The 23518-nt window shown below is 72.7% G+C and carries 17 protein-coding genes; 13 read left to right on the top strand and 4 right to left on the bottom strand.

Going from position 1 to position 23518, the window contains the following annotated elements; translation table 11 throughout:
* Positions 1-190 precede the first annotated feature (190 nt).
* Positions 191-1201: a DUF6879 family protein gene (locus tag ACWCPY_RS21990; RefSeq protein ID WP_451267400.1), complete on the bottom strand. Its 1011-nt coding sequence runs from the start codon at positions 1199-1201 to the stop codon at positions 191-193.
* A gap of 584 nt (positions 1202-1785) precedes the next feature.
* Here ACWCPY_RS21990 and ACWCPY_RS21995 point away from each other — a divergent pair.
* The 10 genes from ACWCPY_RS21995 to ACWCPY_RS22040 all read left to right on the top strand — a co-directional run bounded on the left by ACWCPY_RS21995 (position 1786) and on the right by ACWCPY_RS22040 (position 18452).
* Positions 1786-3693 (top strand): BTAD domain-containing putative transcriptional regulator, encoded by a 1908-nt coding sequence (locus ACWCPY_RS21995; protein WP_451267428.1) that lies wholly within the window; start codon positions 1786-1788, stop codon positions 3691-3693.
* A 125-nt stretch (positions 3694-3818) separates the two neighbouring features.
* The gene (locus ACWCPY_RS22000) at positions 3819-6074 is read left to right on the top strand and encodes a TOMM precursor leader peptide-binding protein (protein ID WP_451267402.1); all 2256 of its coding nucleotides are present in this window, start codon (positions 3819-3821) and stop codon (positions 6072-6074) included.
* Positions 6064-7992: a TOMM precursor leader peptide-binding protein gene (locus ACWCPY_RS22005; protein WP_451267404.1), complete on the top strand. Its 1929-nt coding sequence runs from the start codon at positions 6064-6066 to the stop codon at positions 7990-7992. Before ACWCPY_RS22000 ends, ACWCPY_RS22005 begins: the two co-directional genes overlap by 11 nt.
* A gap of 45 nt (positions 7993-8037) precedes the next feature.
* Positions 8038-9639 carry a nitroreductase family protein gene (locus ACWCPY_RS22010; protein ID WP_451267406.1) on the top strand — a complete coding sequence of 534 codons (1602 nt, stop codon included), beginning with the start codon at positions 8038-8040 and terminating at the stop codon, positions 9637-9639.
* Positions 9640-9653: 14 nt separating this feature from the next.
* On the top strand, positions 9654-12431 hold the full coding sequence (locus ACWCPY_RS22015) for a lantibiotic dehydratase (RefSeq protein WP_451267408.1): 2778 nt from the start codon (positions 9654-9656) through the stop codon (positions 12429-12431).
* Entirely contained in the window at positions 12419-13558 is a 1140-nt protein-coding gene (locus tag ACWCPY_RS22020) for a lantibiotic dehydratase C-terminal domain-containing protein (RefSeq protein WP_451267410.1), read from the top strand. Before ACWCPY_RS22015 ends, ACWCPY_RS22020 begins: the two co-directional genes overlap by 13 nt.
* Entirely contained in the window at positions 13555-14715 is a 1161-nt protein-coding gene (locus ACWCPY_RS22025) for a peptidase M50 (RefSeq protein ID WP_451267412.1), read from the top strand. The genes ACWCPY_RS22020 and ACWCPY_RS22025 overlap by 4 nt, the downstream gene beginning before the upstream one ends.
* A 46-nt stretch (positions 14716-14761) precedes the next feature.
* Complete coding sequence (locus ACWCPY_RS22030; protein ID WP_451267414.1) at positions 14762-15757, top strand: ABC transporter ATP-binding protein; 996 nt, start codon at positions 14762-14764, stop codon at positions 15755-15757.
* Positions 15754-16509 (top strand): ABC transporter permease, encoded by a 756-nt coding sequence (locus ACWCPY_RS22035; RefSeq protein WP_451267416.1) that lies wholly within the window; start codon positions 15754-15756, stop codon positions 16507-16509. Before ACWCPY_RS22030 ends, ACWCPY_RS22035 begins: the two co-directional genes overlap by 4 nt.
* Complete coding sequence (locus ACWCPY_RS22040) at positions 16506-18452, top strand: TOMM precursor leader peptide-binding protein (RefSeq protein ID WP_451267418.1); 1947 nt, start codon at positions 16506-16508, stop codon at positions 18450-18452. The genes ACWCPY_RS22035 and ACWCPY_RS22040 overlap by 4 nt, the downstream gene beginning before the upstream one ends.
* Positions 18453-18543: 91 nt before the next feature.
* On the opposite strand, the gene ACWCPY_RS22045 is transcribed toward ACWCPY_RS22040, so the two are convergent.
* Entirely contained in the window at positions 18544-18714 is a 171-nt protein-coding gene (locus ACWCPY_RS22045) for a thiazolylpeptide-type bacteriocin (RefSeq protein WP_030757923.1), read from the bottom strand.
* Between the two features lie 171 nt (positions 18715-18885).
* Between ACWCPY_RS22045 and ACWCPY_RS22050 the strand changes: the two genes are divergently transcribed.
* Positions 18886-20202 carry an amidohydrolase gene (locus ACWCPY_RS22050; protein WP_451267420.1) on the top strand — a complete coding sequence of 439 codons (1317 nt, stop codon included), beginning with the start codon at positions 18886-18888 and terminating at the stop codon, positions 20200-20202.
* Positions 20203-20289: 87 nt separating this feature from the next.
* Here ACWCPY_RS22050 and ACWCPY_RS22055 read toward each other — a convergent pair whose 3' ends face one another.
* Together ACWCPY_RS22055 and ACWCPY_RS22060 are read right to left on the bottom strand one after the other, a co-directional pair.
* Positions 20290-20673, bottom strand: a complete 384-nt coding sequence (locus ACWCPY_RS22055) for a Zn-ribbon domain-containing OB-fold protein (protein WP_451267422.1) — start codon at positions 20671-20673, stop codon at positions 20290-20292.
* 120 nt (positions 20674-20793) lie between these two features.
* Positions 20794-21465 carry a TetR family transcriptional regulator gene (locus ACWCPY_RS22060; protein ID WP_451267430.1) on the bottom strand — a complete coding sequence of 224 codons (672 nt, stop codon included), beginning with the start codon at positions 21463-21465 and terminating at the stop codon, positions 20794-20796.
* Between the two features lie 145 nt (positions 21466-21610).
* Here ACWCPY_RS22060 and ACWCPY_RS22065 point away from each other — a divergent pair, with 145 nt between their 5' ends.
* The gene (locus ACWCPY_RS22065) at positions 21611-22396 is read left to right on the top strand and encodes an electron transfer flavoprotein subunit beta/FixA family protein (protein ID WP_451267423.1); all 786 of its coding nucleotides are present in this window, start codon (positions 21611-21613) and stop codon (positions 22394-22396) included.
* Between the two features lie 58 nt (positions 22397-22454).
* A complete protein-coding gene (locus ACWCPY_RS22070; protein WP_451267424.1) occupies positions 22455-23417 on the top strand; it encodes an electron transfer flavoprotein subunit alpha/FixB family protein in 963 nt (320 codons plus the stop codon).
* The last annotated feature ends 101 nt before the right edge of the window (positions 23418-23518 follow it).

Here is a 23518-nt window from a genome sequence, read left to right on the forward strand (position 1 = left end):
GTGAACACGCCCTGATTCCCTGCCACTCAAAGGATGCGGAGGCACAACTGACGTCACCGACCGGCCGGAGAGAATCCAGCCGGTCCGCGACCGTTCCTCCGCCGCCCCGGCCATCGGGCAGACCGCCGATCACCCGGCGCCGCTCCGGGTCCGCCTCCGGCGCGAACCGGATGCGCGCGGACGGGCCCCGTCAGGGGCTCGGGCGGTCGGCGGGAAGGTAGCCCCGTTGTGCGGCATGGACCCCCGCCTGGAACCGGCTGCGGGCGCCGAGGTGGGACAGGAGGCTGGTGGCGATGCGGCGGGCGGTACGGGGGGAGACGCCGAGACGCTTGGCTATGGCCTCGTCCGTGTAACCGCGTGCCAGGAGCCGCAGACTCTCGTGCTGCTGGCCGGTCAGCCGGTGGTCTGCGTCCTTCTCGGCCCGGCCGAACGGTTCGGCCCGCTCCCAGACCGTTTCGAAGAAGGCCTCCAGCGCCGTGATGAGCCACCGTCCGGTCACGACGAGTGCCCCGAGCGAGCAGTCCTGGTCGTCCAGGGCGGTCACCAGAGCACGCCGGCGATCGGTGAGGATCATGCGGATGCCGAGGGAGGGCACGGTACGGATCTCGCCGCCGATCGAGGCCAGCCAGGACACGTGCGCCACCGTGGGCGGGTGGCTGTGGATGCTGTCGAGGTGGACCGCGCGCATCCGCACCCCACGGGCCAGCAACCGCTGACTGAGCGGACGCATGGCGTCCAGGTCCTCCTCGGCCCGCCCGCCACCCGCCGCGAAGGCGACGATCTCCTCCTCCGCCTCCTCGTACAGCCGGGCCGTGTAGTCCCGTACGTGGTCCACACCGTCGAGGTGCGCGACCGGTGACTCGCCGACGGCCGGCGGTGTGGGGGTGAGCCGGCAGAGCAGTTCGGCCACCGCCGCCTCACCTTCCTCCAACTGCTGCCAGCGTGAGGCGAGTTCGGCTCGCTGCCGGGCCAGCAGCATCTCCAGGCCGAGCCGGGGGTTGACCACGTGCACGCGCTGCGGATCAGCACCCTCGGCCGGACGGATCAGCTCCATCTCCGACAACTTCTTGATGGCGCAGTCCAGCTGATCGACGGTCAGCCGAAGGCGTGCGGAGTGCTCCACCCGGCTCGCACAAGGGTCGCCGAGCATCGCCCGGTACACGGCTTCCGTCGTGGAATCCAGTCCCAAGGGGTCGAGCATCGTCCCTCCTCGCCCGGGGCCGTGCGCCCCGCTCAGCCATCGCCGCAGGAAATGAAGTCCGTTCCACGACCGCTTGGTTAAGGTTCGGCAAAGATCATGGCACGGCTCGACGCCCTGGGACAGAGGGCCTTTCGGTAGCGATCATTCCGGTCCTGACCAGGAGTTCGGAGACTGGACGGAATGGGCCATGGCCTAATCCGTCCACGCGCCTGACCTTCACCGAAGCATCACTTCCGTACAAACTCGCCATCGTCGACTGCTCCCCAACAGTGACCGAAAAGGGCTCCCCACATGCCGCATCGTCATGCCCGCCCCCGTCGAACCCTCGGGATCCCGGCGCCGGCGGGGACCCTGCTCGCCGTCGTCACCGGGACAGCCGCGACGACCGTATCCACCATGCGCGCGGTCTCCTCCTCCCCCGCGCCTGCCGGCGGCTCGGACGCACCCGTGGCATCCGTCCGGACTCCCGCGTCCCAGCCACGGCCCGGCCGTCTTCGGCCGGCGGCACGTGGCACGGCAGGCGCGGTACGGCGTCACCGACGGCTCGACGGGCAGCGGCGGACACACGGGGGAGGCAGATGACAGTGCGTTTTCAACTGCTCGGCCCGCTGAGCATCACGGACGGCCGGAGCGTCGTGGTCCTGCCGCCCTCCAAACCGACCGCGCTGCTTGCCGCGCTCCTCATCCGCCCCGGATCCGTGGTCTCCACCGATCACCTGCGCAACGTCGTCTGGGGCGAGAAGCAGCCGACGACGGCCAAGGCCGCGCTCCAGAGCTGTGTCCTGCGGCTGCGCCGGATCTTCGCCAAGTACGGCATCGAGGACCAGGCCGTCACGGCGGTCGCCAGCGGCTATCGCATCCAGGCCGACGCCGGGACCCTCGACCTGCTGCACTTCCGGCAGCTCGTCGACGGGGCCGCCGCGTCCGGGGAGGAGTCCGAGCTCTACGACCTGCGGGCCGCGCTCGCCCTCTGGCAGGGGCCGTTGCTCGCCAACGTCCCCTCCGACCTGCTGCACCGGGACGAGGTGCCGCGGCTGGCGGAGGAACGTCTGAGGGTTCTGGAGCGGGTCTGCGACATCGAGCTGAAGTACGGCCGTTGTCGCGAAACACTCGTTGATCTATGGGAAGTTACGCGCGTATACCCGGCACATGAACGGTTCGCCGCGCAGCTGATGCTGGCTCTCTACCGGACGGGACGCCAGAGCGAGGCGCTCGCGGAGTACCGCAGGATCAAGGAGCATCTGCGGGAGGAGCTCGGCGTCGATCCCCGGGCCGAACTCCAGTGCCTGGAGCTGGCCATGCTGCGTGGCGACGACATCGGGCCCCCGGACACGGGCCGCGCCCCCGTCTCGCTGGCGCCGGCTACGCCGCGGACCTTCCCGGACGACGGAGAGCCGGAGCCGGACCACCGTCCCGGAGGTCCCGGAGGTCCCGGAGGCCCGGCGGCATCCGTGGCCGCGTTCCCCACCGTGCCCTCCTTCACCGGCCGGAAGAGTGAAGTCGACTCCCTGATGGGCCTGTTGACATCCGCCCGGGAGTCCGGCGCACCGGATCGCGCCACGGTGGCGATGCTCTCCGGAGCGCCCGGCATCGGCAAGACGGCCCTGGCCCTGCACGTCGCGCACCTGGTGGGCGGCCACTATCCGGGCGGCTGCCTGCTGCTGCCGCTGACCCGTCCCGACGGCACCCCACGCCCGGCGCAGGAGGCCGTCGACGAGCTCCGTCGTTCCCTGCCCGCGGAATCCGGCGCCGGGCACCACCCCGCGCTTCTGGTCCTGGACGACGCCGTCCACCCCGACCAGGTACGTCCGCTGCTGACCGCCAACGCCGGCGGTGCCGCGATCGTCACCAGCCGGATGGGCCTGGCCGCGCTCGTCGCCACGCACGGCGGCGCCGTCCACCGGCTCGGCGCCCTGGAACCGGAGGAGTCGCACGCCCTGCTCATCGCGGTCCTCGGCCGGGAACGGGTCGAGGCCGAGCCGTCGGCGGCAGCACGGCTGGCCTCCGTGTGCGGGCACCATCCGCTCGCCCTGCGGATCGCCGCCGCCCGGCTGCTCACCCGGCCCCGGCTGCGGCTGGCCGACTGCACCGACTCGCTGCGACGCGACCTGCCCGCCCGGCTCAGCCTGGCCGACGATCCCCACATGTCCGTGCCGCTGACGCTGGACGAGGCCCTGACGCGACTGCCTCCGGAGCTGGCCGACGCCCATCTGCGCCTCGGGGCGACGGCTCACGGACCCCTCACCCCCGGCCTGGCCACGGATGTACTCGGCATTCCGCCGGAGACTGCGGAAGAGGTGCTGGAGCGGCTCCTGGACGCGGGCCTCCTGGAGGAGGAACGGCCGGGCGTCTTCTGGATGCACGACCTGCTGCGGGCCCACGCCAGGCGAGCGACGGTCCACCGCGCCGGCCGCGGCCACGCCCTTCCGCGCCCGCCACGACATACGGAGATCCCTCCGGTGGACAGCACCAGGCCGGCCGCACTGCGGTGACGGGACGGGCCGTCGGCCTCCCCGACTGCCCGGCCCTGTCGCGATCCGGACCTTCCACAAGTCACCCCGAACCGGCCCGAGTTCCCTCGGGCAACCAGCCCCCAGAACCAGAGGTGTGAGCACGCATGACAACCACGCCGTACGCAGAGATCGCCGGAACCCGGCCGCGAGTCCGTCGCGACGTCCTGTTCACCGAGACGCCCACCGGCGTGATCTTCCACAACGCCGACGGCGGCTTCCAGCTCACCGCCAAGTCCGGCTACAGGTTCGCCACGCTCCTCGTCCCCCACCTCGACGGCAGCAGATCCGTCGAGGAGATATGCGAGGGCTTCGGGGAACGCCAGAAGGCCATGGTGGGCGAACTCGTCAAGGCGCTCTACGCGCGTGACTTCGCCCGCCCGGTGCCGGATCCGCAGGAGCCGGCCGCGTCCCTGGCGACCGCCCCGGCCGCCGCCGCCCGCTTCGCCCAGCAGATCGCCTACCTCGACCACTACGCCGACGACGCCGACGCCCGGTTCGCCCGCTTCCGCGCCACCCGGGTCGCCGTACTCGGTGACGGCCCGTCGGCGCGCTGGTGCGTGCTGTCCCTGATCCGGAACGGCTGCGCCGCGGTCGCCGTCGACGCGGCCCTCGCGAACGGCTCCGCGAGCAGCACGGCGGAAGAGTTCGCGACGGTCCATCGGGAGGCGGCCGAACTGGCCGGGCAGGACTGCCCCGTCGAGCTGTCGGTGCTGCCGGAGCCGGGCAGCGGTCCGGTGGGCTGGGCCGCTTACGAGGGGTACGACGTCGTCGTGGCCGCCGCCGGCCCCGGCGTCCCGGGCACGGTGCTGCCGCTGCTGCGGGAGGGTCTGCCGGACGGCCGTACTCTGCTCCCGGCCTGGACGTTCGGCCGCCGGGTCGTCGTCGGTCCGGCGATGACCCCGGAAGCGACGTCCTGCTGGTCCTGCGCCGCGCTGCGGCTGGGCGCCGCCGGAGGCAGGGCCGACGCGGCGGCCGCGGACCTGTGGAGCGGGCTGGCCCTGGGCACCGGTACCCCCGGTGCCCAGCCCTCGGGACCGCTCGCCGCGATGCTCGGCAATCTGCTCGGTTACGAGGTGTTCCGCCTGGTCACCGGCGCACTGCCGGCCGAGACCCGGGGCCGGCTGCTCATCCAGGACATGGCGTCCTTCGACGTCGGCTCGGAGCCGCTGCTCCCGCACCCCCGCTGTCCGTTCTGCGCCGCCCCCGCCGATACCCCGGAACCGGTCGACCTGGCGTCGGTCCCGCCGCGCCCGGCCTTCCTCCCGACCGTCGCCACGGCCCCCGACGACGACGCCTCGCGCGGCCCGCTCGCCGAACTCGAGCGCCGCTCCGCGCTCGTCCACCCGCACGCCGGCGTCTTCACCCGGTACGCGGACGAGCCCCTGACCCAGACTCCGCTGAAGGTGGGATCCGTCGTGCTCGGCCTGGGGCCGGGGGGCTCGCGGACCATCACCGCGTTCGATGTCCACCACACCGCCGGGGCCCGGCTGCGGGCGCTGAACGCCGCCGCCACGGTCTACGCCGAGCACGTGGTGCCCGCCGTCCCCTCGGAGGCCTCCCTCGACGAGCTGCCCGCCGTGGTGCCGGACGCGCTCACCATCGCGTCCGGCACCGGTGGCGGCGCGGTCACCGCCTGGACCCCCGCCACCTCGCTCGTCACGAAGGAGGCGGTGCGGGTGCCCGCGGGCGCCGTACGTCCCTTCGGGGCGGACAACGCCGACCGTCGTTTCGAGCCCACGCGGGCCGGAGCGGGGGCGGGAGCGAACCTGCCGGAAGCCGCAGCCTGCGGCCTGCTGTCGGCGCTCTCCCACGCCGCTCTGCGACGGGCGGTCCGGGGCGCCGGGGACGTGGCGGTCATCGAGCCCTCGGCCTTCGGTGACGACCCCGAGATGACGTTCCTGCTGCGGTCCACCACCCACCTCGGCCTCTCGGTCGAACTGCTCGACCTCGGTGAGCGGGCACACTCCGGCGCGTCCGTCGTCCTGGCGAGGACCGTGTCCCCCACCGCACCCGCCCGCTGGGCCGTCGGGGCCGCCCTGGACCTCGCGGCAGCAGCCGTGGACGCCGTACGGGACCTGCTCGGCGAGGCACAGGCGGTGACCGGGGCCGACGCGGAGACGGACACCCCCGACACGGGCGACCCGCTGCTGCGGGACCTGGACGCCGCACTGATCCCGGTCACCCGCGACGAACCGGCGAAAGCGCCCGGGGAGGCCGTGGAGTGGACCCGGGTCCTCGAACGGCTCGCCGCCGACGGCCGGGACGCCCTGGTGGTGCCCACGCACGCCGCCGACCTGCCCACCGCGGGCATCCACACCGCGCGCGTCCTGCTCACCCGGACGGTCACCGATGCCGGCTGAGCCCACGGCCGGGTCCGGGCGCACCGCCCGGGCCGGGTGCTCCCGCCGGTTCGCCGGCGCCCTGCGCGATGCGCTCGACGAGGTCGGGTCCGTCGCGAGCGGCCCGGCCCCGGCCGTGGCGGTGGCGCCCCTCGGCGTCCGGGACGCGTACGCCGCCACGCCCGGACACGACGCCCGGGGCACCGGGGCCGCGCGCGTCCCCGTACACCTGTACGGCCGTCAGCTGCTGGTCGGGCCGTGGCCCGCCGAGGGCCGGGCCGCCGGGTGCGGGACCTGCCTGGAGCGCCGGTGGCAGGGCGTGCGCTCCGTGCCCCTGCGCGAGGGGCTCGAACTCGGCTCGGACACCGTCGCGGTGGGCGATTGGCCGTACGACATCCCGTTCGCGGCCACCGCAGCGGCCGCGCTGGTGGCGGGTCTGGCCGGCGCGGAGCCGTCCCCCGGCCCGTATCCGCGGGTGCACCTGCTGGACCTGGAGGCCATGACCGTACGCAGCCATCCCCTCGTACCCGACCCGGAATGCCCCGCCTGCGGTGCACCGGAACCGGACACCGCCGAGGCGGCCGCGCTCGTCCCGCGGCCCGCGCCGAAATACCGGCCGGGCGCCTTCCGGGTGCGCCGGATCGAGGACTACCGGCTGCCCGTGGACGCCTTCGCCAACCCGCACTGGGGCGCACTGGGCTCGTCGGTGATATGCGACGTGGCCTCCACCACCACCTCGGCCACCATCGGCTGCTTCTCCACCCGCTCCGGGGAGTACCTGCGGGAGACCTTCTGGGGCGGTCACGCCGACACCTACGCGCGCAGTCAGCGCATCGGGGTCCTGGAGGGGCTGGAGCGTTACGCCGGGATGCGTGCCCGGGCCAGGACCACCCGCCTCGTCGCCTCGTACGACGATCTCGGCCCCGACGCCGTCGACCCCCGCGAAACCGGCCTGTACGCCGAGGAGTTCTACCGGGCGAACCCTCGGGTCCGGCCGTTCACCCCGGACCGGGAGATCCCCTGGGTGTGGGGCTGGTCCCTGCGGGACGACAAGCCCCGCCCGGTCCCCGAGATCCTCGCCTACTACCACGCGCCGGGCCTGGAGAACCGGTTCGTGCAGGAGAGCTCCAACGGCTGTGCCTCGGGCGGCAGTCCGGAGGAGGCCGTGTACTTCGGGCTGATGGAGGTCATCGAGCGGGACGCCTTCCTGCTCGCCTGGTACGGGCAGGCGCCCCTGCGGGAGATCGACCCGTCGACCAGCACCCGTCGCAGCACCCGGCACATGGTGGACCGACTGGCCATGTACGGCTACCGGGCCCGCTTCTTCGACACCCGGATCACCTTCCCCGTGCCGGTGGTCACCGCCTGCGCCGAACGCTTCGACGGCGGCGTCGGCCGCATGTGCTTCGGGGCGGGCGCCGGGCTCGACCCGGAGTCGGCCCTGGATTCCGCGCTCTGCGAGATCGCCACCGACTCGGTCAACCTGGTCGGCCGGACCCGTCGCGACGAGTCGCGGCTGCGCGCCATGGCCGCCGACTTCGACCGGGTCACCACCCTCCACGACCACCCCCTGGTCTACGGCGTCCCGGAGATGGGCCGGCACGCCGACTTCCTGCTGCGGCAGCCCGACCCCCGTCGGCCGCTCGCCGTCGCCGACCTGGCGTGGCCGGACGACGACGGCGCCCCGGTGGCCGCCGACCTCCGCGAGGACCTGATGCGCGCGGTGGGCGCCGTCGCGGCCGCCGGGTTCGACGTGGTGGTGGTCGACCAGACCCTGCCCGAGCAGCGCGCCCTGGGCCTGCACACCGTGAAGGTCCTGGTGCCCGGCCTCGTGCCCATCGACTTCGGCTGGTCCCGCCAGCGCGTCCGCCACATGTCCCGGACGGTGTCCACGCTGCGCAACACCGGCCTCAACCCCGCACCCCACCCGTTTCCGTGACGGCCCGCCAGTACCGCACGCCACATCGAAAGGGGGGCCGACCCCATGGGGTTCGCCCATGAGTACGCCGACGCCGTCCTGCACCGCGGCCGCATCCCGATGGAACCCGCCGACTTCGTCCCCGACTGGGCCGACGGCCCGCGCAAGGGCAAGTTCTTCCCGGGCGTGGAATCCTGCGCCCTGCCCGACGGCGACGACCTGGCCGACGCCCCGGCCGGGCACGGCCTGCTCCCGCTGCCCGGCGAGCCCGCCGGCCCGGGCGGCTTCACGCTGCCGCTGCTGTCCGCGATGCTCAAGGACTCCTACGGGCTGACCGGCCGCCGCCTGGGCATCCAGGCCAACAGCGACCTGTCCGGCCTGCCGTTCTACACCCACGCCAACTGGTCCCGGGGCACCGCGGGCGGCGGTGGCCTGTACCCCGTCAGCATCTACTGGGCGTCGGGCCCGTCCGGCCCGCTCACCCCCGGCATCCACTACTACGACACCCAACGGCACGCCGTGCAGAGGCTGTTGACCGGCGATGTCTCGGCCCGGGTGCGCGAGGCGCTCGGCCCCGACGCGCCCGCCGAGGCGCGGGAGACCGACCAGTATCTGATCCTCGGCGTGAAGTACTGGCAGAACTCGTTCAAGTACAACAGTTTCTCGTACCACGTGGTCTCCACCGACGTGGGGACCCTCGTCCAGACCTGGCGGATCTGGGCCGGCGCCCGTGGCCTGCGTACCGCACCGGTGATGTGGTTCGACGAGCCCCGGCTGAACGGACTGCTCGGCACCGCGGGCGAGGAGGAGGCCGTCTTCGCCGTCGTCCCGCTGAGCTGGGAGGGCTACGGCGCGGCCTCGCGCACGGCCCCCGGTCCGGACCCCGCGGTCCGGTACCGGGACGTCGAACGCTCGCGCACCGTGCTGGAGTTCCCGACGGTGCTCGCCATGCACGCGGCGACCGTGGCGGACCCCACGGGCCGCCCCGTTCCCGGCGCCCTCGCCGCGGCGGCCGCCCTGCCCGCCCCTGCCGACGGCACCCGGGTAGCCCTGCCCACCCCCGCCTTCCCCGAGGTGCCCGTACGCCGGGCCCTGCGCACCCGGCGCAGCAGCTTCGGCCGTTTCGACGCGGCCCGCCCCGTCACCCCCGCGCAGCTGTCCGCCGTCCTGGCGGCCTGTGCGGCGACGTCCCTGGACAGCGACGCGGACCCGGACGGCACCGTGCGGACGGCCCGGATGTACGCCTTCGTCAACCATGTCGCTGGCATCGAGCCGGGTGCGTACGTGTACGACGCGGAGGCGGGCGACCTGCTGCTCGTCGAACCCGGCCCGCAGGGGGCGTTCCTCCAGGACACCTACTTCCTGGCCAACTACAACCTGGAGCAGGCGGGCGCCGTCCTCGTGCCGACGGTGCGCACGACGGCCGTCCTGGACGCGGTCGGCGACCGGGGCTACCGGCTGGCCGTCGGCACCGCGGGCGCCGTGGCCCAGACGTTCTACGTGGCGGCAGCCGCGCTGGAGCTGGGCGCGGGCGTGGCCCTGGGCTTCGACAACATCGCGTTCATCGAGAAGCTCGGCCTGGGGGACGGCGACGAGGCCCCGCTGTTGATCATGCCGCTGGGCAACGAACGCCCCCGGCCCGCCGACTTCCGCCACGAGATCGCCTGACGGGAAGACCTGCGATGACACTCATGACGTCCGATACCGCTCCCCGGCGCCCCGCCGGGTGGGAGCCGGGCCGGCGCTTCCTGCTGCGCACCGCGGGCCTGCCCGTGGAGACCGTCCACGGCCTGCGCTGCGCCGGTACCCGCCACTGGGCCGACCGGGTCCTGGCCCAGGAGGACCGCCTGACCGAGGGCGGCGCCGCCCTCAGCGATCTGCTGCACGATCTGGTCGAGTCGGCCGACGCGGAGGGCAGCGATGCCCGCCGCGCACTGCTGGGGCTGCGCCGCCAGGTGTTCAACAACCGGCTGCCCGCCGACCCCGAGGCAGCCGTACGCCTGGTGACCCGGCTGGACGAGGCCGCCGGCGCGCGGGTCTCCGGCTGGCTGGACGACCGCGTCCGGTACGCCGAACTCCTCGGCGAGGGTGCCGGGTTGATGGAGGACGAGCTGCTTGCGGCGCGCACGGAGCTGCGCGGCGCACTGTCCCGGGACCGGCTCCGGCTGGGGCTGCTGCTGGCCTCGCCGACCCTCGACAGCCGGCTCGACGCGTATCTGCGCGACACGAGCGCCGTGCCCGGCAAGCGGATGCGGAAGATCGAGCGCTCCGCGCTCACCTACCTCTACCGCACGGCCTGCAAGACCAGCCCGTTCAGCACCCTCACCGCCGTCGCGGCCGGCACCTTCGACGGCGCCCGGGACGACGACGGCTCGGCCCTGCGTATCGGCGGGACGTGGCGCAGCCAGGTGCGGCTCAATGTCGTCGCCCTGGGGCGGCTGGCCGAGCTGATCCTGGACGACCCCGTACGACGCCAGGACCTTCCGGTCGTCCTGTCCCCGGGCTGGCGGCACGACGAGGACCGCATCCGCTACGTACGGCAGTGGGTGACGACGGGCGACGACAGCGCCTCCGTCACCTTCGACGCGGTCCGCGACCGGCTGTTCTACCTCCGCAGGAGCGGCACCCTGGAACGCCTGATCGCCCTCTTCGGCAGCCGCGACGGTCTGCGCCACCGCGACCTCGTCGACTGGCTGCGGGCCGAGCACGGCGCCGCCCCGGGCGAGTGCGAGCGGTATGCCACCGCACTGCTCCAGCTCGGCATGGTGCAGGTACCGTGTCTGCGCACCGATGTGCACAGCCCGGACCCGCTGCGCTCCTTCCAGCAGGCCCTGCGCGCCCTGGGGGCCCCGTGGGCCGACTCGGTGGCCGCCGGCCTGGACGGCCCGGCAGCCTGCCTGGCCGCGTACCCGGCCGCCGGGCTCGACGAACGGCGGACCCTGCTGCACTCCCTGCGTGATCAACTCCTGTGTGTGCAAAAAGAACTGGGTGCCGCGGAACCGGCGCTCCCGCAGACCCTGCTGTACGAGGACGTCAGCGCCGGCGACGATCCGGTCCGCGGGGGCGGCCTGCTGACCGGTGCGACCGGGCGGGCACTGCGGGAGGTCGAGGGCATCCTGCCGATGTTCGACATCACGCTGCCCCAGCGCCTCACCCTGCGCGGCTTCTTCGTGGCCCGCTACGGACGCGGCGGACGCTGCGACGATCTGCTCGGCCTCGTCCACGACTTCCACGAGGACCTGTTCGACCAGTACGTCTCCTTCACCGGCAAGCGCAGCACGTTCGACGAGAACGGCGAGTACGTTCCGGAGGAGAACTGGCTCGGTCAGGCTTCGCTGCGGACCCTGGACGGTGCCCGCCGCCGCTTCGTGGCGGGCATGCGCGAGCAGTGGGAGAAGCACGGCGCATCCGGCGAGATCCGGCTCCCCCGGGAGCTGCTCACCGCCGTCGGCGACGAACTCGCCTCCCTGGTGGGCGACTTCATCCCGCAGAGTCATCACATCCAGGTGGCCGCGCCCGGCCCGGAACACCCCGGCGGCCCGCTGGTCGTGCTGAACCGCTCGTACGGCGGGCTCGCCTTCCCCTTCAGCCGCTTCACCCATGTGTACGACGGGTCCGGTGCGGCCGGTCCGCCCGACGGGCCGGGGCTGTCGGACCGGCTGCGTGCCGAGCACCGCGCGCGGCAGCCCGACGGAGCAGTGTTCGCCGAGCTGACCGGGGGCCCGGTCACCAGCAACCTCAACCTGCACGGCCGGCTGACGGACTACCAGATCGTGTGCCCCGGCGAGACCGCCACCGTCCCGGAGGCCGACCGGCTGCACCTGGACGACCTGTACCTGGAGCACGACGAGGAGACCGACCGTCTCGTCCTGCGTTCGCACCGGCTGGGGTGCGAAGTCGTCCCCGTCTACCTCGGTTACCTCGTCCCGGTGGCCCTGCCGGAGATCCCCCGCACACTGTTGCTGCTCTCACCGAGCACCATGACGCCGCTCGACATCTGGGGCGGTGTTCCCGAGGCCGCGGCGGTGGACGGCGTCACCCGCAGGCCACGCGTGGTCCACGGCGACGTCGTGATCGGCCGTCGCAGCTGGACGGCGGACGCCACCACGCTCCCCGTCCGCCGCCCCGGCACGGACGAGGCACGGTGGTATCTGGACTGGCAGCGCTGGCGCCGCACCCACGGCCTGCCGGACCAGGTGTTCGCGACGGTGCTCCGGGACGGAGGCCGGGCCCTGGGTGCCAAACCTCTCTATCTGGACTTCGACAGCCCCCTGTCGCTGACCGTGTTCGACGCCCTGGTGGAACGCGAACCGGGCATCGCCGTGGTCCTGCGCGAGATGCTCCCGGCCGAGGACGCGCTGCACCTGACGTCCGAGCAGGGCCGCCACGTGGCCGAGCTGGCCGTAGAGACCTTCACCTCCCGCCCCCGTACCGAGGACAGCCCGACATGCCGGAACTGATATCGCCCCGCCCCGCCCGCTCCGGATCCGCGTCGACGGAACCGGGCGAGTGGATCGCGCTGCACATCTTCTACGCCGCCAGCCCTCAGCCGATGCTCGTCCACTGCATCCGCCCCCTGGTGGGCCGGCTCACCGAGGAGGGGCTGCTGAGCGGTCACTTCTTCATCAACTACTGGCTGGAGGGCCCGCACGTCCGGCTGCGGCTCCGCCCGTCCGGCCCGGGCGTCGCCGCCGAGGTGAGACGCCGCGCCGAGGAGGCGCTCACCGAGTTCCTCCGCACCCGCCCCGCCCTGTACGAGGTCGATTCCGGCTTCCTCAAGGACTTCTACAATGCCCTGTTCGACATCGAGTTCCCCGGCGAGGACCGGAACCGGTACATGGGCGAGGACGGCCGGATGAACCTGCGGCAGAACAACTCGTTCAGCGAGGAGCCCTACGCCCCCGAGTACGCCAAGTACGGCGGGCCGGTGGGTGTCGAGCTCGCCGAGTGGCACTTCCGGCACTCCAGCGACCTGGTCATGGACGCCTTCCGCACCATGAACCTGCATCTGCGCACCGTGCTGCTCGGCACCTCCGCCCAGCTGATGATGGTGATGGCGAGCTGCTTCCTGCCGGAGAAGGACCGCCTCGCCGGCTATCTGGACGGCTACTACGAGTTCTGGCACCGCGCCTTCCCCGGCACGGGGTTCATCGGCTCGAAGGAGTACGAGCGCACCTACGCGGAGATGGCACCCCCGCTGGGCCGCCGGTTCGCCGAGATCCGCGCCGCGGTCACGGCGGGCGAGCTGGAGCGGCTCCCCTCGTTCCTGCGGGGCTGGGCGTCCCACTGCCTCGAACTGCGGGACCGCATCGTGGACCTCACCACCCGTGGCGAACTCCTCTTCCCCGCCTCGGAGGGCCCCGCGCGGGAGGACACCGGACAGGAGAGGACGGAGCCGGCGAACGCCGCCCCGCTGGAGAAGCTCACCCAGGTGCAGGCGGTGCTGCCGCGCCTGCTCTCCCCATACATGCACATGACCAACAACCGGCTCCATGTGACGATCCGCGACGAGGCGTATCTGTCCTTCATGCTCGGCCAGGTGCTGCGGGAGCCGGGCGCGGCACCCGCGAAGGCGGCGGACGCATGACCCCCGTCCCCGACAGAGCGGCGCCGCCGACGGACGCTCCCGCACCGGCGGCAGCCGCCCACGCGGCGGCGCGGGCCTACCGCCCCGCGCTCCGGGACGGCGTCCTGCTCAGCCCGCCCCTGCTGCGCGGTCCGCGCACCGTGCACCTGATCAGACACCCCGTCACCGGTGCCGCGTTCGAGGCCGGGGTCAAGGAGCACTTCGTCATCTCCCGGCTCGACGGGACCCGGAACCTCGACGACCTCGCGCCCGACTACGCGGCCCGCTTCGGCCGCCGCCTCGCCGAGGACAACTGGAACCTGCTGCTCGGGCTCCTCGGCACCCGCGGCCTGCTGGCCGGCGCCCCCGATCCGCCGCCCCCGGCACCGGTCCCGCAGCGCGCCAACACCTTCTGGCGCGGCACCCGCCGGTTGATCGCCGACGCCGACGCGACGACCTCACGGCTGCACCGCGTGCTGCGCCCCCTGCTCCACCGGGCCGTCCAGCTCCCCCTGCTGGCCGCCGTCCTCGTGATGGTGGTGGCCCTCGCCCTGCACCCCGGTGAACTCCTGGACGGAACGGCCGAGTTGATCAGGCGGCCGGTGGTCCTGGCGGCCGTCGCCCTGTTCCTCTGGTTCAGCATCACCGTCCACGAACTGGCCCACGGAGTCGCCGCCCAGCAGTACGGCGGCCACGTCAGCGAGATCGGGCTGCGCTGGCGGTTCCCGGCCGCGATGCTGTACTGCTCCGTCGACAACTACCTCTTCCTCCCCGGCCTGCGCGCCAAGCTGGTGGTCGCCGGAGCGGGCGCGTACATCAACATGCTCCTGCTCCTGCCCTTCGGCATCTGGTGGTTCGTGCTCCCCGCGGACGACCCGGCCCGCCCCCTCCTCGCCGGCCTGCTGCTGCTCGGCAGCGTCCAGGGGCTCAGCAACCTCGTCCCGCTGCCCCCGCTCGACGGCTACCGCATGCTCGGCCACGCCCTGGGCACCGCCCACCTCGCCCCCGAGACCCGGACCTATCTGGCGCTGCGCCGGAGCCGCGGGAAGGCCGAGGCCACCGCCGCCTACCCCGTCCGGGCCCGGCGGATCTACACGGCGTACGGGACCGGGTCGGCGGTCCTGCTCCTCCTCGCCGCGGCCGGCACCTGCACGGTGGTGCTTCTGCTGCTCAGATGACCCCGGCCCCGCGAACACCACCCGACCACAAGGATCCAGGCACCACATGAGTGAGGTACAGGCCATGCCATCCACACCCGCCGAAGACAACCCCCCGACCACCGCCGTGCACGTACAGGGGGTCTCCAAGCGGTACGGAGACCGTCAGGCCGTGGACGACGTGTCCCTGGAGATCCAGCGGGGCGAATTCTTCGGCCTCCTGGGCCCCAACGGCGCGGGCAAGTCCACCCTGGTGGAGATCATGGAGGGACTGCGCCGGGCCGACACCGGCTCGGTCGCCCTCTTCGGAGAGTCTCCCTGGCCGCGCAACACCGCGCTGCTCCCCCGCATCGGCGTACAGACCCAGTCCTCGGCGTTCTTCGTACGGCAGACCGCGCACGAACACCTGCGCACCGTGGCCGCGCTGTTCAACGCCTCCCGGGAATCCGTCGAAGCCACCCTGGACTCCGTGGGACTGACCGAGCAGCGCGACGTACAGGTGGAGAGCCTCTCCGGCGGCCAGCGCCAGCGCCTGGCCATCGCTTCCGCCCTCGTCCACGGCCCGGAGCTGATCTTCCTCGACGAACCGACCGCCGCCCTCGACCCGCAGGCCCGGCGCGCCCTGTGGGAGGTGCTGCGCGGGCTGAAGGCCGAGGGGCGCACCATCGTCTACACCACGCACCATCTCGACGAGGCCGAGGCGCTCTGCGACCGCATCGCCATCCTCGTGGACGGTTCGATCGCCGTGACCGACTCCCCGCACAACCTCGTCGGCGCCTCCGAGGTCCCCAGCCGGCTGATGCTGCCGCTGGGACGACTGGACGAACACGAGGCGGCGGCCATCTCCGGTGTCGACCGGGTCACCGTCCAGGGCGGCTCCCTCGTCCTGGAGACACGCGCGGCCGGTCAGGTGCTCAGCGCGGTCGACCGGATCACCGGACTCGACGGCGTACAGACCCGCACCGCCAGCCTCGAGGACGTCTACCTCGACCTGACCGCCCGGCTCACCGGTGCCCCGCAGGGCGCCCGCCGGAACACCGAGAACACGGAGCAGCAGCCATGAGCGCCTACGCCGCACTGACCGCAGCGGGATACCGCGCCCAGGTCCGCGACAAGACCACCCTCTTCTTCACCTTCGCCTTCCCGCTCCTCTTCCTCGTCGTCTTCGGCCTGATCTTCCGCGGTCAGGACGTCGAACAGAGCGGCCTGTCCTATCTCTCGTACACCGCCGCCGGAGTCCTGTCCTGGGGTGTGGCGAACGCCGCCGTGTTCGGCATCGCCTTCACACTCATGCAGTGGCGCACCGACGACATCCTGCGGCTGATCCGGATGTCCCCGGCCCCGCTGTCCGCCGTGATCGGCTCCCGCTACGTCATCGCCCTGGTCGTGGGCGCCGTCCAGTCGGTGCTCTTCGTCGGCGTCGCGATGCTGCCGCTGTTCGGCCTCGAACCCGCCTCCGGCTGGCCGCTGCTGATCCCGGTGCTCGTCCTCGGCATCACCACCTTCCTGCTGCTCGGCGTGATCATCGGCTCGTTCGCCAACACCCCCGAGTCCGTCGCGGCCGTCGCCAACTTCCTGATGCTGCCGATGGCGTTCCTCTCCGGGTCCTTCTTCCCGCTCGACGCCATGCCCGACTGGCTCCAGAAGCTCTCCCTGATCATGCCGCTGCGCTACCTCAACGACGCGGTGTCCCACGCGCTGGCCGGACGCGGTGACGCCTCCGACGTCACGGTGGGCTGCGCCGGACTCGCCGTGTTCGCCCTCGTCTTCGGTGCGATCGCCGTCAAGACCTTCCGCTGGACGAGGGCATCATGACCACCGCCGCGCGGCACCTGCCACAGCCGATGGAACTGGCGCGGGCCCAGCTCCGCTCGGCGCTCGCCGGCCGCCTCGGCCACGACACCCCCGTCGTCCCCGTCGGCACCACCGACGCCGCCGCCGGCGACCGGGGAGCCCCGGACCCCTGGGCCACCGTCCGCGCCGAGGCACGTGTCCACCTCACCGCGTCCGCCGTACTCGTCGGGCCGTGGGGCGGCGACGGCACCGCCCCCGCCTGTGGCCGCTGCCTGGCGATGCGCTGGCAACGGCTGCGCAGCCGCAGCGAACGCGACGCGCTGGAGACCGGCGGCCCCGACGGCCCACGCCCGGCCGGAGCATGGCCGCTCCTCACCGATCACACCTACGACGCGGTCGCCGCCCTCTGCCGGGCGGTGCTGGACGAACCGGGCGCCGGATCCCCCGCCACCGGGCCCGCCGACCGCAGCCTGCCCCAGGTCTCCCGTCTCGACCTGAGGTCCCTCCGGACACGGACGTACCCCCTCCTCGCCGACCCGCTCTGTCCCGACTGCGCCCCGCCCCGCACCCCCGCCGGCCCCCGCCCGCTGACCCTCGCCGCGCGGCCCAAGCCCGACCCGGGCCGCTACCGGCTGCGCCACGCCTCCTCGTACGCCATTCCGGAGGAGGCCCTCGCCAACCCGGTCTGCGGCGCGCTCGGCGGCGGCACCTGGCTGGACGTCACCTCCCCGACCACCGCACCGGTCGCCGGCAGTGTCTTCGTACGCGGCTACGCCGGGCTCAACGACGTCACCTGGAGCGGCCAGGAGAACTCCTTCTCCACCAGCCGCACCCTCGCCTTCCTGGAGGGCCTGGAGCGCTACGCCGGAACCCACCGGCGCGGCCGGTCCACCCCCGTCATGGGCTCGTGGAACGAACTGAGGGCGGACGCGGTCGACCCCGCCGTCTGCGGCTTCTACGACCCGCGCACCTACCGCGACGACCCGCTGGTCGACCCGTTCGACCCGGACCGCGTCATCCCCTGGGAGTGGGGCTGGTCCCTGCGCGACGACCGGCCGGTCCTGGTCCCCTCCCGTCTCGTCTACTACAGCGCCGGCCTGGCGGCCGACAACTTCGTCTTCGAGTGCTCCAACGGCTGCGCCATCGGCGGCTGTCTGGAGGAAGCGGTCCTCGGCGGCCTCCTCGAACTCGTCGAGCGCGACGCCTTCCTCAACGCCTGGTACGGCAATGCCCGCCTCACCGAGATCGACCTGCGGACCGTGGGCAGCCGTACCGCCGCCGTCATGGCGGAACGGGCCGCGCTCCAGGGCTACGACGTACACGTCCTGGACAACCGCATCGATCTGGCCGTCCCCGTGGTCACCGCGGTGGCCGTACGCCGCGACGGCGGCCCCGGCATCCTGTCCTTCGCGGCGGCCGCCTCGCTGGATCCGCTGGGCGCGGTCGAGGGCGCCCTGTCGGAGGTGCTCACCTACATCCCGCATCTCTCCCGCCAGACCGAGGAGCGCCGGGACGAACTGGAGGCGATGGCGGACGACTTCCACCGGGTCCGTCATCTCAAGGACCACGCCCAGCTCTACGGGCTGCCGAGGATGGCCGAGCACGCCCGCAGCTATCTGGAGCCCCTGGCCGTGCGCCCCTTCGGCGACGTCTACCGGGGCTGGGAGTCGGCGGGCCGGCCCCGCACCGGTGACCTGCGTGACGACGCCGGGGCCGTCATCGGCGAACTCGTCCGGGCCGGCCATGACGTGATCGTCGTCGACCAGACCACTCCGGAGCAGGAACGCGTGGGCCTGCGCACCGTCAGCACGCTGGTGCCGGGACTCCTGCCGATCGACTTCGGCTGGAACCGGCAGCGGGCCCCCCTGATGCCCCGCCTGCGCACCGCCCTGCGACGCGGCGGGCACCGCACCACGGACCTGGCCGACGCCGAGATCCGGATGGTCCCGCACCCGTTCCCGTAGACGACGGCCGTCCTGGAGACGAGGAACGCCCGGTACCCGTGCGAACGGGTACCGGGCGCGAACCCTGCGGTTGCCGACTGCTGACGTCAGGTCAGGCGGAGCAGGAGGTGGTGCTGGTGGTGGAGCTGCAGGTCGAGGTCGAGCTGGTGCTGGTGGAACCGGCCAGTACGACCTCGCTGGCGTCCGAGTAGTCGGAGATCTCGAAGGTCTCGGCCTCGAGCTCGAGGATCTCGTCGGCGAGGGTGCTCAGGTCCTTGTTCATGATGTCTCCTCCTGATCGGGGCCCCGGGCCGGGGTCGCCGGCTACCGGTGTGTGCCACTCATTCCACCGGCCGTCGCTCACCGTTCGGCATGCCTCCCGCACACACATCGCTGGCACGCCGCGCCAGCGCCCGACAGTGACAGCCGCACACATCCGACGAGGAGCCCCGTCATGCCCCAGACCCACCCCGCCCTCGCCCGTGCCGGTGAGGCGGTCCGCCCGGCCCTCACCCTCTACCTGGACGTCCATCGCAACCCGGAACTCTCCGGCGAGGAGCGCCGTACGGCCGCCCTGTTCGCCGACCGGCTCGCCGCCATCGGGTGCGAGGTGACCCGCGGTGTCGGAGGCCATGGCGTGGTCGGCGAACTCCGCAACGGCGAGGGCCCGCGCGTGTACGTGCGCGCCGAGCTCGACGCCCTCCCCCTGGAGGAGCTCACCGGCCTCCCGTACGCGAGCGACAACGGCGCCATGCACGCCTGCGGCCACGACCTGCACCTGGCCGCCGCGACCGGCACGGCGGACCTGCTGGCCCGCACCACCGCGCACTGGCGCGGCACCCTCGTCGTCCTCGGCCAGCCGGCCGAGGAGACCCTGACGGGAGCCCGCGCGATGCTGGACGACGGCCTGTACGAACGCTTCGGCAGACCGGACGTCGTCCTGGCCCAGCACGCGGCACCGCTGCCCGCCGGAATGGTCGCGCACGGCGGCGGCCACGGCCCGGTCGCCGCGGCGAGCGCCGCCCTGGACGTCGTACTGCACGGCCGGGGCGGCCACGCCGCCACCCCTCACCTCACCGTTGACCCCGTGGTGACGGCGGCGGCCGTGATCAGCCGCCTCCAGACCGTCGTCTCGCGCGAGAGCGCCCCCGCCGAACACGTCACCCTGACCGTCGGCACCGTGCGGGCGGGCACGGCGGTGAACGTGGTCCCGGACACCGCCGAACTCGGCATCGGCCTGAGGGCGCTCACCGACGAGTCCCTGAACCGCGCCCTGACGGCGGTGGAGCGCATCGTACGGGCCGAGTGCAGCGCCTCGGCCTGCCCGCGCGAACCGGACCTCACGACGGTCTCCCGCTCACCCGCGCTGTGGGGCGACCCCGCCACGACCCGGGAGATCCGCGAAGTCCACACCACCCTCTACGGCCCGCAACGGGTCGGCACCTGGCCGCCGTCGATGGCGGCCGAGGACTTCCCCCTGTACGGCGACGCGGGCCTCGCCGTGCACGGTGAGGCCCACATCCCCCTGGTCTACTGGATGTTCGGGGCCGCGAGCCCCAAGCAGTGGGCCGTCTCCCCCAAGCATCTCCCGCCCAACCATTCTCCTCATTTCGCCCCCGCCGTCCGTACGGCCCTGCCCTCGGCGATCAGCGCACTGACGGCAGCGGCCCTCGACCGGCTCGGGGCCTTCCCCCCGCAGCCGTCGGGGCAGGACTCCGGGACGACGCGGGCAGCCGCACCGTCGAAACCATCCACCGGGCCCACACGTTGAAGCAGCCCCGGGCCGCGCGGGTGCCGTACCGGGCCCCCGTCCGGTGCGGCACCGTCACGACCGGGGCCGGAAGGAACCCGGGAACGTTCAGAACCACCCGTCACGCACGGGTGGTTCGCAGAGCTCGAAGACCACCTCGCCGGCCTCCGCGTCGCCACCGGCGACCGGACGGACCCGGGCGCCGGCCACCACCAGGTGCGGCGCGGCGCCGACGACACGGCAGCGGAACACGAAGCCCTCGGGAAGCCGGACGAGGGACTCGTTGCGCGCCGCTTCCGTGTAGCGGTGCACGACCCCCGACCTCACCACGACACCCAGCCCGGCGCTGTGTTCGGGCTTCAGGTCGCTCGACGCGCACACCGGGCACAGCAGCCTCCGGAAGGAGGCCGTGCCGCACCAGCGGCACCGGTGGTAGTTCAGGCCGGCTTCCTCGTGCACCGTCTGCACGGTGCCATTCGATGACTGGGACACGTTCGACCCCCTGCGCTCGGCTCGGATGCGCCGCGCCTGCGCGTCGGCGCGTCCGCACCATAGGGCACTGAGTGTCGAAACGTAAAGACACTCAGTGCCAGATCGAGTCGTACCGAGGGGTCAGTCCTGCCCGATGACCGACTCGATCTGCTGCACCACCCGCCACATCGGAGCCCCCTTCGCGGCGACCATCACCACCACGTCGCCCTCGGCCGAGGACGTGGCCGCACCCCCGGCCACCCCGCTCCCCCACACCCGGCGCACCATCCCGAGCGCATGGTCGACGGCGGCCTCCGCGTCCCCCTCGCCGCCCGAACGCAGCCATGTCCGCAGCCCGTTGTTGTGCGCGGCGACCACGGACGCGGCGATCACCTCGGCGCGCAGCGCCCCGTCGTCCGATTCGCCGTACCTGCCGCGCAGATAACCGGCCAGCGTCTGCTCGTACCGCCGCACCACGGACAGTTCGTAGGTGCGCAGTCCGGGTACCTCCCGGGTGAGCCGGTACCGCTGGACGGAGAACTCCGGGTTGGCGGAGTACATGCGCAGCACCAGCCGGGCCGCGTCACTCACCGCCTCGACCGGCTCCAGGTCGCCGGCCTCCGCGAGGAACGCGACCATGTCGGCGAGGCACCGCTCGTGGTCCGGGAAGACCGCGTCCTCCTTGGAGGGGAAGTACCGGAAGAACGACCGGCGCCCGACCCCGGCCCGCGCCACGATGTCGTCCACCGTGGTCTGCTCGAAGCCCCGCTCCAGGAAGAGCTGGAAGGCCGCCTCGGCGAGAACCTCCCGCATGGGGGCCTTCTTCGCTGGTCTGCGCGCGTCAGTCATGCCGGGAACGTAGCACCGGAAGGCCCGTTCTGGCACCAGGTTCCTTTACAGAGGGTACTGAGTGCCATATCGTCATCCCTACGAACCACACCCAGGTAGGAGAGCCGGCGTGAGCTTGAGGATCGTTGTCTGTGTGAAGTACGTGCCCGACGCCACCGGCGACCGGCATTTCGCCGATGACCTGACGGTGGACCGGGACGATGTGGACGGTCTGCTGTCGGAGCTGGACGAGTATGCGGTGGAGCAGGCGCTGCAGATCGCGGGCGAGGCGGACGGGGCGGAGGTCACTGTGCTGACGGTGGGTCCGGAGGATGCGAAGGACGCGTTGCGCAAGGCGTTGTCGATGGGTGCGGACAAGGCGGTTCACGTCGAGGACGATGATCTGCACGGCAGTGATGTGATGGCTACGTCGCTGGTGCTGGCGAAGGCGGTGGAGAAGGCCGGGTACGACCTGGTGGTCTCGGGGATGGCGTCGACGGACGGGACGATGGGTGTGGTCCCGGCGTTGCTGGCGGAGCGGTTGGGTGTGCCGCAGGTGACGTTGCTGTCCGAGGTGTCGGTGGCGGAGGGTGTGGTGCGGGGCCGTCGTGACGGTGACTCGGCGTCGGAGTCGTTGGAGGCGTCGTTGCCGGCGGTGGTGTCGGTGACGGACCAGTCGGGCGAGGCGCGTTACCCGTCGTTCAAGGGGATCATGGCGGCGAAGAAGAAGCCGGTGGTGTCGTGGGATCTGGAGGATCTGGGGATCGAGGCCGGTGAGGTGGGTCTGGAGGGTTCCTGGAGCGTGGTCGACTCGGCGGATGAGCGTCCGGCGCGGACGGCGGGCACGATCGTGAAGGACGAGGGCGAGGGCGGCCGTCGGCTGGCGGAGTTCCTGGCGGGCCAGAAGTTCATCTGAGCCTTGTCCGTTGTTCGTTTCGCTCTGTTCTTTGCTAGTGGCAGGAGATTGAAGACCCATGGCTGAAGTTCTCGTCTTTGTCGATCACGTGGACGGTGCGGTTCGCAAGCCCACGCTGGAGTTGCTGACGCTGGCGCGCCGTCTGGGTGAGCCGGTGGCGCTCGCGGTGGGCGGGGGTGCCGGTGGTACGGCGGCGGTGCTGGGTGAGCACGGTGCGGTGCGGGTGCTGACGGCGGAGGACGCCGAGTTCGGCGAGTACCTCGTGGTGCCGAAGGTGGATGCGTTGCAGGCGGCGTGCGAGGCGGTGTCGCCGGTGGCGGTGCTGGTGCCGTCGTCGGCGGAGGGCAAGGAGATCGCGGCGCGGCTGGCGGTGCGGATCGGTTCGGGTCTGATCACCGATGCGGTGGATCTGGAGGCCGGTGAGCAGGGCCCGGTGGCCACGCAGTCGGCGTTCGCGGCGTCGTTCACGACGCGGTCGCGGGTGTCGCGGGGCACGCCGGTGATCACGGTGAAGCCGAACTCGGCTCCGGTGGAGCCGGTGGCGGCCGCGGGTGCGGCGGAGGTGCTGGCGGTGTCGTTCTCGGCGCTGGCGACGGGTACGCGGGTGACCGCGCGGACGCCGCGTGAGGCGACGGGCCGTCCGGAGCTGACCGAGGCGGCGATCGTGGTGTCGGGTGGCCGTGGGGTCAACGGTGCGGAGAACTTCGCGCTGATCGAGGCGCTCGCGGACTCGCTGGGCGCGGCCGTGGGTGCCTCGCGTGCGGCGGTGGACGCGGGCTGGTACCCGCACTCCAGCCAGGTCGGGCAGACCGGCAAGTCCGTCTCCCCGCAGCTGTACATCGCCTCGGGCATCTCGGGCGCGATCCAGCACCGGGCCGGGATGCAGACCTCGAAGACGATCGTCGCGATCAACAAGGACGCCGAGGCCCCGATCTTCGACCTCGTCGACTACGGCGTCGTCGGCGACCTCTTCCAGGTCGTCCCCCAGCTCACCGACGAGGTCAAGTCCCGCAAGGGCTGACCCGCCACCCTGCTGACGGTCCGGGGCCGTGCGGTGCACACGCCCGAACCTTATGCGAAGGGGGACCCGCCGCGCACCCGGCGCGCGTATCGAAATGGTCA

This window comes from Streptomyces sp. NPDC002403, assembly GCF_053593015.1.